This window comes from Rheinheimera texasensis DSM 17496, from assembly GCF_000711985.1.
GTDB lineage: Bacteria > Pseudomonadota > Gammaproteobacteria > Enterobacterales > Alteromonadaceae > Pararheinheimera > Pararheinheimera texasensis.
This window is the reverse complement of record NZ_JONU01000007.1, coordinates 1024073-1035253: the sequence shown is the minus strand read 5'-3', so window position 1 is coordinate 1035253 and position 11181 is coordinate 1024073. Positions and strand designations below refer to the sequence as shown.

12 protein-coding genes are annotated in these 11181 nt (G+C 49.9%); 8 read left to right on the top strand and 4 right to left on the bottom strand.

What is annotated here, in order from left to right; genetic code table 11:
- Nucleotides 1-3: 3 nt before the first annotated feature.
- Nucleotides 4-459, bottom strand: coding sequence for a DUF4124 domain-containing protein (locus Q399_RS0104790; RefSeq protein WP_031566167.1), 456 nt, complete (start codon nt 457-459; stop codon nt 4-6).
- 162 nt (nt 460-621) lie between these two features.
- On the opposite strand from Q399_RS0104790, the gene Q399_RS0104785 reads away from it, so the two are divergent.
- Entirely contained in the window at nt 622-1065 is a 444-nt protein-coding gene (locus tag Q399_RS0104785) for a CBS domain-containing protein (protein ID WP_031566163.1), read from the top strand.
- Nucleotides 1066-1176: 111 nt separating this feature from the next.
- Nucleotides 1177-2772 (top strand): glutamate--cysteine ligase, encoded by a 1596-nt coding sequence (gshA, locus tag Q399_RS0104780; RefSeq protein WP_031566158.1) that lies wholly within the window; start codon nt 1177-1179, stop codon nt 2770-2772.
- A gap of 244 nt (nt 2773-3016) precedes the next feature.
- On the opposite strand, the gene Q399_RS0104775 is transcribed toward gshA, so the two are convergent.
- Both Q399_RS0104775 and Q399_RS0104770 read right to left on the bottom strand, forming a co-directional pair.
- Nucleotides 3017-4285, bottom strand: a complete 1269-nt coding sequence (locus Q399_RS0104775) for an HlyC/CorC family transporter (protein WP_031566157.1) — start codon at nt 4283-4285, stop codon at nt 3017-3019.
- A gap of 69 nt (nt 4286-4354) precedes the next feature.
- Nucleotides 4355-5152: a cytochrome C assembly family protein gene (locus Q399_RS0104770; RefSeq protein ID WP_031566154.1), complete on the bottom strand. Its 798-nt coding sequence runs from the start codon at nt 5150-5152 to the stop codon at nt 4355-4357.
- Nucleotides 5153-5287: 135 nt separating this feature from the next.
- On the opposite strand from Q399_RS0104770, the gene ffh reads away from it, so the two are divergent.
- The 6 genes from ffh (at nt 5288) to Q399_RS0104735 (ending at nt 10397) form a co-directional block, all read left to right on the top strand.
- Nucleotides 5288-6655 carry a signal recognition particle protein gene (gene ffh, locus Q399_RS0104765; protein WP_031566152.1) on the top strand — a complete coding sequence of 456 codons (1368 nt, stop codon included), beginning with the start codon at nt 5288-5290 and terminating at the stop codon, nt 6653-6655.
- Nucleotides 6656-6994: 339 nt separating this feature from the next.
- A complete protein-coding gene (rpsP, locus tag Q399_RS0104755) occupies nt 6995-7246 on the top strand; it encodes a 30S ribosomal protein S16 (RefSeq protein WP_031566147.1) in 252 nt (83 codons plus the stop codon).
- A 28-nt stretch (nt 7247-7274) separates the two neighbouring features.
- Nucleotides 7275-7799 (top strand): ribosome maturation factor RimM, encoded by a 525-nt coding sequence (gene rimM, locus Q399_RS0104750; protein WP_031566145.1) that lies wholly within the window; start codon nt 7275-7277, stop codon nt 7797-7799.
- Between the two features lie 17 nt (nt 7800-7816).
- Nucleotides 7817-8569 (top strand): tRNA (guanosine(37)-N1)-methyltransferase TrmD, encoded by a 753-nt coding sequence (gene trmD, locus Q399_RS0104745; protein WP_031566142.1) that lies wholly within the window; start codon nt 7817-7819, stop codon nt 8567-8569.
- Between the two features lie 25 nt (nt 8570-8594).
- Nucleotides 8595-8954, top strand: a complete 360-nt coding sequence (rplS, locus tag Q399_RS0104740) for a 50S ribosomal protein L19 (protein ID WP_031566140.1) — start codon at nt 8595-8597, stop codon at nt 8952-8954.
- A 216-nt stretch (nt 8955-9170) separates the two neighbouring features.
- On the top strand, nt 9171-10397 hold the full coding sequence (locus tag Q399_RS0104735) for a threonine/serine exporter family protein (protein WP_031566138.1): 1227 nt from the start codon (nt 9171-9173) through the stop codon (nt 10395-10397).
- Nucleotides 10398-10411: 14 nt separating this feature from the next.
- On the opposite strand, the gene Q399_RS0104730 is transcribed toward Q399_RS0104735, so the two are convergent.
- Nucleotides 10412-11143 carry a substrate-binding periplasmic protein gene (locus Q399_RS0104730; protein WP_051685744.1) on the bottom strand — a complete coding sequence of 244 codons (732 nt, stop codon included), beginning with the start codon at nt 11141-11143 and terminating at the stop codon, nt 10412-10414.
- Between the last annotated feature and the right edge of the window lie 38 nt (nt 11144-11181).

Here is an 11181-nt window from a genome sequence, read left to right as displayed (position 1 = left end):
CGATTAATTTTTGGTGCTGGACTGACAAAATTCAGCGATATGGCGTTCGGCGATTTGTAGCTGCTCAGCACGCATTTCGGCATTTAACGGCACTGGTTTTCCTTCGGTGTCATTGAAGGCCACCGGAGCTTCGGCTTCCAGACGTTGCTTGTTTTCACGGGCCTGAGTGCAGTTTTGCACTTTTAACTGCGCATTGACCTGCTCAACCTGTTGTTGCAATGCTTTGACCTGCTGTTGGGTGATCGGCACTGGTGCTTTGTTTACAGTTTCTACCTTTACTTGCTGTGGAGGCTGTTTCGGATCCAACGACCATATCTCATAATCGAGGCCAGCCGGCGGCGGGATTTGACTCACATGTAGCTGGCCATTTTTATCCTGCCAACGATAGTATTCCTGTGCGTGCAAGCCAGATATCAGCAATGTGGCTGCCAACACAAAACATAGCCGGTTCAGTTGCATGATTCGATCCTTGGTGAGTCTGCGCTGATACTCAGTGTACCTGAATTACCTGCCTGTGCTCACGCTGATTTTGCCAGCACAGCGATACAGTCTGTCATTATGGGATTTGACGTCTGAAAATGCTAGAGTAATGATTATTAAGTGAAATTGGCGGAGGTTCAAATGTCAATTGAAGCCATAATGTCGAAAAAAGTCGTAGTCACAACGGCGGATGCTTCTTTGGCCAGTTTGCGGACTGTATTCACCGAAGCACACTTTCAGCATGTCCCTGTTGTGGACAGCATGCAGCGGGTGATTGGCATTGTTTCCGTGAAAGACTTTTACAAAGCGTTAAGTCCGGTCGCCGATTCAGCCTCTGCACAGACTGCACAACTCTTTGAAAATAATCGCAAGGTGCGGTCAATTATGACAAGTCCGGTGGTTTGTATCAGTCCGGACACTACGGTAATTGCAGCGGCGACTTTGTTGGTTGAGCGTAATATCAGTTGTTTGCTGGTGACTAACCCACAGCAGAAGCTGCTGGGTATTGTTTCCTGGAAAGACATTTTGCGGCTTATTGTCCAGCGCCAACAATTTAAACGCCGTAAACAAGAAGAAGAGGAATAAAAAGCGCCCCTTGTTTTTTAATAGCGCCTCCCCAATGATAAGGAAACCTTAGCAGCATTGCTGCCGCCGTTATATTTCAGGGCTGTTAATAAGACCCGATAAGGACTGCAATTGAGTCAGCTGTTTACTTCCCGTATCGCCGCTGTGCGTGCTGCACCATGGCACCAGAACATTGTTGGTATTCGCCGCGGGATCGAACGAGAAACACTGCGGCTAAAGCCGGATGGGACTTTATCACAGCAAGACCATCCGCTGGCTTTGGGCTCTGCATTAACGCATCCACTCATAACCACTGATTTTTCTGAAGCATTACTGGAGTTCATCACTCCGGCCACTAACAGCATCGAAACCACCATAGCGCAGCTGACGGATATTCACCGTTTCGCCATGCGTCAGCTCGGTGAAGAACGTCTCGGGGCCGGCAGTATGCCTGGTTATATTGCGCATCAGGACGAAATCCGGCTGGCCTATTATGGCGAATCCAATGTCGGCAAAATGAAAACCCTGTATCGCCAGGGCCTGAAAAATCGCTATGGCAGTATGATGCAGGCCATTAGTGGTGTGCATTTTAACTTCTCTATTCCGGAAAGTTTCTGGGCCAACTATCAGCAACTGCTCGGCGACAGCCAGCCGCTGCAGGATTTTATTTCAGCGCAGTATCTGCATTTAATCAGAAACTATAAAAGATACGTGTGGCTTATTGTGTACCTGTTTGGCGCATCGCCGGCGATGTGTCAGTCGTTTTTGCAGGGGCGCCAGAGCAAATACAATTTTCAGACTTTGGGTAGAGGCACGCTGTATCTGCCATATGCAACGTCATTACGGATGAGTGATTTGGGCTATACCAATAGCGCTCAGTCGAGCCTGGCGATCACCTATAACAGCTTACCGGACTATATCCGCGGTCTGCATCAGGCCATTACAACATCTTCGCCTGAATATGATGCCATCGGACTTGAAAAAGATGGTCAGTATCAGCAGCTCAACGGCAATATCCTGCAAATTGAAAACGAGTTCTACTCGACAATCAGGCCCAAACGCACCATCAAAAGCGGTGAGCGGCCAACTTGTGCGCTGGCCAAACGCGGGGTCGAGTATATTGAAGTGCGGGCTCTTGATGTCAATCCATTCAGCGCTGTCGGCATCACCGCCACGCAGATGCGGTTTTTGGATTTGTTCCTGCTGTATTGCCTGCTGGAAGACAGCCCTGAACTGAGCGCCGAAGCACAGGCGGTAACAGAACAGAATCTGAAAAAAGTAGTTACTGATGGCCGCAGACTCAATCTTGAGTTAGATCAGGATGGTCAGCCGAGACTGATGCAGGACTGGGCAGAAGAGATTTTCGCCGAACTGTCGCCAATCGCTGCCTGGCTTGATGAAGCCTATCAAACTGCAGATGATGAAGAGCGCTCTTATCAGGCAGTACTGAAGCAGCATTATTTGGCGCTGCTCGACCCGACCCGCACTTTGTCCGGCAAAATGCTGGGTCTCCTTCAGGCTAATCAGCAGGACTGTGGCGCTGTTGATCTGCAGCTGGCGGATTTGTATCGCCAGCAGCTACTCGCAGGTGATTACCAATATTATCAGCCGGAAGATTTCAGTCGGATGGCGGCCGAGTCACTGGCGGAACAACAACAGATCGAAGCGGCGGATACTGTCGGTTTTTCCGAGTACCTAAAGCAGTATTTCGCCGAAAAACCCTGCTGACCATCACCGTTGTTGCCGGTCATACAAACCCGCCAACCGGCGGGTTTTGTTTTTGCAAAGGCAGAAATTGCAGACAAAAAAACGGCCACATCAGTGGCCGTAAAACTAAGGATAGGGAGAATCCAGGGATGAAAACAAAAACTTGGCAGAATCCATTCAAATAGTCAGACGGGGCAGTCTGCGGAAAGTTCAGAAAAATTTGTTATTTTTTAAATTAATTTACAAGTCTTTGCTTTTATTGTGGTTATTCCTGATGCGTGTGTGGATGCAAACGGACCAGACTAATCATATTGTCCTGCACAGCGATAATTTCCAGCGGATACCCCAACAGCTTCAGACTCAGATTTGATTGTGGAATATCTTCCAGATATTCCAGGATCAAACCATTGAGTGTTTTTGGCCCGTCGGTTGGAAAATTCAGCTGCAATTCGCGGTTTAAGTCGCGCAGATTGATACTGCCTTCGACCAGATAAGAACCATCAGGCTGCGCTTTAATTTCTTCGCTGTTTTGCTCGGCCGTGTCGGTGGTGAATTCACCAACTACCTCTTCCAGTATATCTTCCAGCGTCACCAGGCCCTGAATATCGCCGAATTCATCGACGACCAGTCCAATCCGCTCTTTCGAATGCTGGAATTTAACCAGCTGAGTATTGAGGCTGGTACCTTCCGGGATAAAATAAATGTCATGTACCGCACGCAGCAGACTGGCTTTATTCAGCTGGTCTTTCAGCACCAGCCGCATGATGTCGCGGGTATGCAAAAAACCGAGCGCATCGTCGACGCTGTCGCGGTACAACAAGACCCGGCTGTGCTGCGTGATAGATAGCTGATGCAGGATATCTTTCCATTCATCGTTGATATCGATGCCGATCAGTTCATTGCGTGGCACCATAATATCTTCGACAGTGGCTTTTTCCAGGTCCAGCACACCGACCAGCATACTCTGGTGTTGGCCCGGTAAAATGGCGCTGGCTTCATGCACAACAGTACGCAATTCCTCGTTGCTCAGACTGTGGCCGTGATGCTGTTCGGCACTGACACCAAACCAACTCAGGAAGCTGTTACAAATCCGATTGACCAGCCAGACCGCCGGATAAAACAGTTTCATCAGCGGCCGCAGCATCAGACTGCTTGGAAACGCCACGCGCTCTGGATGCAGCGCTGCCAGGGTTTTTGGTGTCACTTCGCCGAAGATCAGGATTATTAATGTCAAGGCCGCAGTTGCTATGGCAATGCCGTAGTCGCCGTAAAGCCGCATACCAATCACAGTCCCGATAGCAGATGCAGCAATGTTCACCAGATTATTGCCTACCAGAATCAGGCCTATCAGGCGGTCGCGTCGCTGCAATAAGGCGTGAGTGCGCAGAGCGCCGGGGTGGTTTTCGTTTAATAAATGTTTGAGCCGGTATGGGTTTACCGACATCATCGCAGTTTCAGTTGCGGAGAAATAAGCCGAGCAGAGTACCAGAAACGCCAGAATAAGCAGCAGCGTACCGGTTGATATTGCGTCCAAAGCGGAATTTGCCTGTGTTGCCGTTCAGAGCCAATTAATATGCGAAATCGGTAACAGCGTCAAGCCGGACTACAGCAATACTTCTCTGACAAAGCGGCTGCCAAAGTAAGCCAGTGTCAGTAACAGACTGCCAGTCATGGTCAGGCCGTTGGCGATCCGGCCGCGCCAGCCGGCCAAATGATGGCCGGCCAGCAATACGACAAACACCGTCAAGCCAAGTGTGCTTAACACATTTTTATGCAGATTGTGTCGGGCAAACCAATCCTGACCGAACAGAGCGCCGCTGAACACTGTGATACCCAGCAGCAAAGTTCCCAGTAAAATCAGCCGGAACAGCAGTTGTTCTGCCTGCATCAGGGGCGGCAGCACAGTACCGGCCGGCAGCGGCGTTTTTTGTTTCAGCCGCTGACTGATGAGGCTGACCTGGAATGAATACAGGGTGGCCATAATCAGAATCACATAGGCGATAAAAGCTACCATTATATGGGCCAATAACCAGGGGCTATGTTCAAAATGCTGCAATTGGACGGTATCAGGCAGCAGGATCACCGCCAGCTGCACCATTGCGGCGAAGCCATAGACTATCGGCAGCAACAACAGGATTGGGGTGCGTAATGCCGTGACGGTGAAGGCGGCAGTGATGAGCCAGCACACTAAAGAACTGACATTGAGCAAACTGAAATTCTGACCTTCGGCGGTAAATAAACTCTGACTAAGCCCCAGCATATGCAGGACCACGCCGCTAATCGCGACACTGAACAACAGCTTCAGGCGCGGCCCTTCAGCATGATAGAGCCGCTGCGCCACAATACCGGTAGCAACCAGGTAACAAACCAGAGCGAGAACAGGCAAAAAAACAGCCGACATGCAAATAATTCCAATTTGAATGCATCTTTTTGCCCATTGTATGGGAAGAGGCGACAGATTGACAGAGCCTGAGGCTGACGCTTTGCTGGCGCTTTGTTATAATCGCCGCCATTTTTGATACAACCGGATTTGACCATGTTTGAGAATTTGTCGGATCGCCTGACCCGAACGCTGAAAAACATCAGTGGCCGTGGCCGCCTGACCGAAGACAACATCAAAGAAACCCTGCGTGAAGTGCGCATGGCGCTGCTGGAAGCTGACGTGGCATTACCCGTCGTGCGTGATTTCGTCAATCAGGTTAAAGAGCGTTCGGTTGGCCTCGAAGTTAGCAAAAGCCTGACGCCGGGCCAGGAATTTCTCAAAATCGTCAAAAAGGCGCTGGAAGAAGCGATGGGGGAAGCCAATGAAGAGCTTACCCTCAATACGCAGCCGCCGGCTGTGGTGCTGATGGCGGGTTTACAGGGCGCCGGTAAAACGACTTCAGTCGGTAAACTGGCCAAGTTTTTAAAAGAGCGCAAAAAGAAAAAAGTGATGGTGGTGTCCGCCGACGTTTATCGTCCGGCGGCGATTAAACAGCTGGAAACGCTGGCCAAAGATGTTGGTGTGGAGTTTTTCCCGAGCGACATTTCACAAAAACCCGTTGATATTGCCAATGCAGCGATCAGCGCAGCGAAATTAGGTTTCTACGACATTCTGCTGGTCGACACCGCCGGTCGTCTACACGTTGATAGCGAAATGATGAATGAAATCAAAGCGTTACGCGCGGCGATTAAACCGATTGAAACCTTGTTTGTTGTCGATGCGATGACAGGTCAGGATGCTGCCAATACCGCTAAAGCCTTTAACGAAGCGTTGCCGCTGACCGGCGTGATCCTGACTAAAGCCGACGGTGATGCGCGCGGTGGTGCAGCCTTATCTATCCGCCATATCACTGGTAAGCCGATTAAGTTTATCGGTATGGGCGAGAAAACTGATGCACTGGAGCCATTCCATCCGGACCGGATCGCGTCACGTATCCTCGGTATGGGCGACGTGCTCAGCCTGATTGAAGAGCTGGAGCAAAAAGTCGACCGCGAGCAAGCTGCTAAAGTTGCCGCCAAGGTGATGAAGGGACAGGGCTTTAGTCTGGAAGATTTCCGCGACCAGCTGGTACAGATGCGCAGTATGGGCGGCATGATGTCGATGCTGGACAAACTGCCAGGCATGAAGAATTTGCCGGCCGGTGCTAAAGATCAGATCAATAATAAAAGCTTCAACAAAATGGAAGCCATTATTAATTCAATGACACCAAAAGAGCGGCAATTTCCTGATTTGATTAAAGGTTCGCGTAAAAAACGCATAGCCGCCGGTTCAGGCACTCAGGTGCAGGACGTCAATCAGCTGCTGAAACAGTTTACTCAGATGCAGAAGATGATGAAGCAGATGAGTGGTAAAGGCGGGATGATGAAAATGATGCGTGCTATGGGGGGTAAATTGCCACCCGGTTTAGGTGGCGGTCGCTAAGTTTCAAGTGAATTGTTTTTCAGGGCCATTGTTCAGCAATGGCCTTGTTGTTTATCGCCGGCTGTGGCTGGGTATGCAAAGCAATCCAATTACCCAAATTGTTTTGCCAGATCACAGTAAGGATCCAATGGATCCGCGCTGTGGCTTCAGCACTTATCCCAACAGCTTTTCAAGAGCTTATCCACAGATTCATCCACTGCGGCGACTGGCCTGATAACCGGCCGCGAAGCCTGAAAATCCTTGCATTACAACGAAAAACGCGTACAATTCGGCGTCCCTGCGGCCCGACCGCGGGGATTTTGATTTACAAAAACCTGAACGATTGAAATAGAGGACGGTATGGTAACTATTCGTTTACAACGTGGTGGCGCGAAAAAGCGTCCATTTTACCAAGTTGTGGTCGCTGATAGCCGTTTTGCTCGTGATGGCCGTTTCATTGAGCGCGTGGGTTTCTTTAACCCAATCGCCGGCGGCACTGAAGAGAAAACGCGCATCGACCTGGACCGCGTTGATCACTGGGTTGCACAAGGTGCATCTCTGAGCGATCGCGTTGCGTCACTGGTAAAAGCTGCTAAAAAAGCTGCTGCTTAATTAGCAAACTGGGTAGGAATTAACCTTGATGGGTAAAGATTTAGTTGTCTTAGGTAAGTTTGGCGCCGTTTACGGCATCAACGGGTGGCTAAAAGTAATTTCCTACACAGATATCCCGGAAGGGATTTTTGATTACACACCCTGGCAGATCCAATCCCAGGGCAAATGGCAACCAGTGCAGATCTCCAGTTGGAAACGCCATAGCAATGGCTTAATCGTCAAACTGGAAGGTGTCAGTGACCGGGACCAGGCACAGATTTTCGTGAATGCGGAAATTGCTGTGACTCAGGCCAGTCTGCCCGCGCTTGATGACGGTGAGTTTTACTGGAAAGACCTGATGGGTCTGACTGTGGTGAACGAAGCCGGTTATGACTTAGGCGTAGTGGATGACATCATGGAAACGGGCTCGAACGACGTTCTCGTCGTCAAAGCAAACCGGACCGATGCATTTGGTAAAAAAGAGCGTTTAATTCCGTTTTTGACTGACTCTGTCATCAAAATTGTGGATAAAACGCAAGGACGAATCATCGTCGACTGGGACCCAGATTTTTAATGTCCGGACAGTTCAATATGTGGTTTGGGGTTATTACCTTATTTCCGCAAATGTTCGAGGCAATCACAAAATATGGTGTGACCAGCCGGGCAGTCAAAAACGGCCTGATCGATTTGCAGTGTTGGAATCCGCGGGATTTTACCTCGGATAAACATAACACGGTGGACGACAGACCTTTTGGTGGCGGCCCTGGTATGTTGATGATGGTGCAGCCATTGACCGACGCAATTCGCGCCGCCAAATCTGCCGCAGGGGAAGGGGTCCATACCATCTACTTATCGCCGCAAGGCCGCAAGTTAGATCAGGCAGGGGTCGCTGAACTGGCGAAACGTCCAAAGCTGTTGCTGGTAGCAGGTCGCTACGAAGGGATTGATGAACGCGTAATAGAGTCGGAAATTGACGAAGAATGGTCAATCGGCGATTACGTGCTGAGTGGGGGCGAATTGCCTGCGATGACGCTGATTGATGCGGTATCGCGACTGGTACCAGGCGTACTGGGGCATGACATGTCAGCAGTTGAGGATTCGTTTGCCTCCGGATTGCTGGATTGTCCGCACTATACTAGACCAGAAGTGTTAGACGGCAAACAGGTTCCCGCGGTACTACTCAGCGGACACCATGAAAACATCAGACGCTGGCGTCTGAAGCAGTCTCTTGGGAGAACATGGCTTCGGCGTCCGGAATTGTTAAATGCCCTGGCTCTGACTAAGGAGCAACGCAAACTTCTGGAAGAGTTCCAACAGGAACACCAGGCGTTGCAGCAACGATAGTTTATCCAGGTAAAGTGAGATTGTTATGAGCAAAGTTAGCCAAAACATCATCAAAGAACTTGAAAACGAACAGTTGAAATCTGACGTTCCAGCTTTCGGTCCAGGTGACACTGTGATTGTTCAAGTTAAAGTTAAAGAAGGCGATAAAACTCGTCTGCAGGCTTACGAAGGCGTTGTAATCGCTAAACGTAACCGTGGTTTACACTCATCTTTCACAGTTCGTAAAATTTCGAACGGTGAAGGCGTTGAGCGTGTATTCCAAACGCACAGCCCAATGATTGACAGCATCACGCTGAAACGTCGTGGTGCAGTACGCCGTGCCAAGCTTTACTTCTTACGCGATCGTTCAGGTAAATCAGCGCGTATCCGCGAAAAGCTTAACTAAGCACTTGAAGGCTGCCCCCGGGCAGCCTTTTTTTATCTCTGTTGCATGCAAGGTCTCTCGACCTGCTTCCCTGGCCTTGGTCAATTTCGTCGCATCTGAACATTTCCCCGACAAATAAATTCCTGACATGATTTGCCCTATTGTTTTGTCACGTCGCACTGTTAGTATGAACTTTATATACCGGCTGCATTATTGCTGTGTCACAAGGACTTACCAGTGCAATCCTCTGATTTTAATGAAAAAAGAAAATTCATCGTCAAGCTTGGCAAAATGCTGCATAAGTTTGGTACGCCAGCCTACCGGTTGGAAGCGCATTTGCAGGATGTCGCAAAAGACTTAAATATTGGTGCCTCATTTGCTATTACACCAACAGTACTGACCTTTGTGATTTGGGTGCCTGGCGAAGACAGCGAATATACCCATGTCGCACGTGTGATGCCCGGTGACCTGGATTTAGGTTCGTTATCCCGGGCTGATGAAGTGGTTGACGCCGTATTGAAGCATCAGATGACATTGCAGGAAGCGACCGAACGCTTAAATACCATAGCCGCGATGCCAAATCCTTATGCGCGCTGGGCGACGTTTCTGGCATACGGTGCCGCCGGTGGTGCTTTTGCCATGTTGATGCGGGCCAGCTGGCTGGACGTTGGTTATGCCACCGCGCTCAGTTTGATTGTTTACCTCTTTGTATTCTGGGCGGAAAAAAGCCGCCGGGTCACTCATATGCTGGAACCGCTGGTCGCGATGAGTTCCGCCTTAGGCGCCACTGCGCTGGCCGCTTATGTTGACCCACGGATCAATATTCCGATTGTAGTGTTGTCGGCCATTATTGTGTTTATCCCCGGCCTGGCGCTAACTTTGGGGTTTGCTGAAACCGCCGCACGGCATTTAGTGTCCGGTACCGCCCGTATTATGGATGCGGTGATGATCCTGTTTAAATTGTATTTTGGTGCTTTTTTAGGGCTGGCGCTGGGCGAACGCCTGTTTGGTAAAGTGCCTTATGTGGCAACTCAAGCCGTAGAGGCCTGGACTGCCTGGCTTGCGGTGGCGATTTTATGTGGCTCTCTGGTGATTGTGTTTCGTGCCCGGAAAAAGCATATCAGCTGGGGTTTGATGTCTGGTTTTATCGCCTATGGTGCCAGTCAGCTCGGCGGCATTTATCTCGATTTGGCCCTTGGTGCTTTTGTCGGTGCTTTTGCCGTAGGCGTATACGGTAACCTGTTTACCCGTTTAATGAATGCGCCGGCCAGTATTGTATCGTTGCAAGGCATGATAGTGCTGGTGCCTGGCAGTAAAACTTATATTGGTCTCAACAGTTTAATTTCTGGCGAGCAGATGGGGGCAACTGATCATCTGGGGCAACAGACCTTTTTGATCCTGATGTCATTGGTAGCCGGTTTTATCTTTGCCAATGTGGCGTTGCCGCCGAAGAAAAGCCTGTAAAAATCGTCAATCAGCTATCGAAAATTTTCAGACCAGCCGGCGACAATTTGGTTGAACCGGCCGTCTGATTTCATCACCTGCAGGCTCTGGCGCAGGCGCTGCACAGTGTCAGCTGACGTTTTCAAGCTACAAGCCAGATGGAAATCCAGCGGCAAATCCGGCAACACCAGTAGCTTACGAAAATCAGCCAGCGCCAGACCGGATTCTTGCGCCCGGTATTTCAAAATAGTTTCGTTAATTATCACCATATCAATGCCCTGACGTCGCCCTTCCAGCACATTGAGCATACTGGCGACGTTTTCCAGCAGATATAAATTTTCCCCTTCCACAAAACCGTGTTTTAGCAGGTAGTGATGCGTGACATCGTCGCGGGTCACTGCGATGACATATTTTTTGGCTTGTTCCAACGATTGCAATTGAATATCGCTGCGGCTGGCGAGACCATAAATCGCTGTGGTGTTGTAGGACAGCTCACCAATCCACTGAAACAGTGGCAAGCGTTCTTTACTCTTTGAAATCGAATAAATGCAGGTGTTCGGGTCGCGCAGCGCCAGTTGATAAGCCCGGCTCCAGGACTGAAATTCTATCTGATAGTTGATGCCGGCCCCCTGAAAGATTTGCCGGACCAAATCTGTGGCAAAACCAGCTGCAGCACCCGGCTGATCAATCTGATAAGGCGGCAGGTGCTCGGTGACGACGCGGATTTCTGCAGCCGTGACGGGGAACAAAAAAACTGATATCAGCATGCAGCTGCAGATTCGTAAAATTTGCACTCGGCTGCTAC

What these genes read in the sequence shown, in the direction of transcription:
- Q399_RS0104785 (WP_031566163.1), top strand. Translation starts at nt 622, where the DNA reads ATGTCAATTGAAGCCATAATGTCGAAAAAAGTCGTAGTCACAACGGCG.
- rplS (WP_031566140.1), top strand. Translation starts at nt 8,595, where the DNA reads ATGAGCAAAGTTAGCCAAAACATCATCAAAGAACTTGAAAACGAACAG.
- rimM (WP_031566145.1), top strand. Translation starts at nt 7,275, where the DNA reads ATGGGTAAAGATTTAGTTGTCTTAGGTAAGTTTGGCGCCGTTTACGGC.
- Q399_RS0104790 (WP_031566167.1), bottom strand. Translation starts at nt 459, where the DNA reads ATGCAACTGAACCGGCTATGTTTTGTGTTGGCAGCCACATTGCTGATA.
- Q399_RS0104770 (WP_031566154.1), bottom strand. Translation starts at nt 5,152, where the DNA reads ATGTCGGCTGTTTTTTTGCCTGTTCTCGCTCTGGTTTGTTACCTGGTT.
- trmD (WP_031566142.1), top strand. Translation starts at nt 7,817, where the DNA reads ATGTGGTTTGGGGTTATTACCTTATTTCCGCAAATGTTCGAGGCAATC.
- Q399_RS0104730 (WP_051685744.1), bottom strand. Translation starts at nt 11,143, where the DNA reads ATGCTGATATCAGTTTTTTTGTTCCCCGTCACGGCTGCAGAAATCCGC.
- rpsP (WP_031566147.1), top strand. Translation starts at nt 6,995, where the DNA reads ATGGTAACTATTCGTTTACAACGTGGTGGCGCGAAAAAGCGTCCATTT.
- ffh (WP_031566152.1), top strand. Translation starts at nt 5,288, where the DNA reads ATGTTTGAGAATTTGTCGGATCGCCTGACCCGAACGCTGAAAAACATC.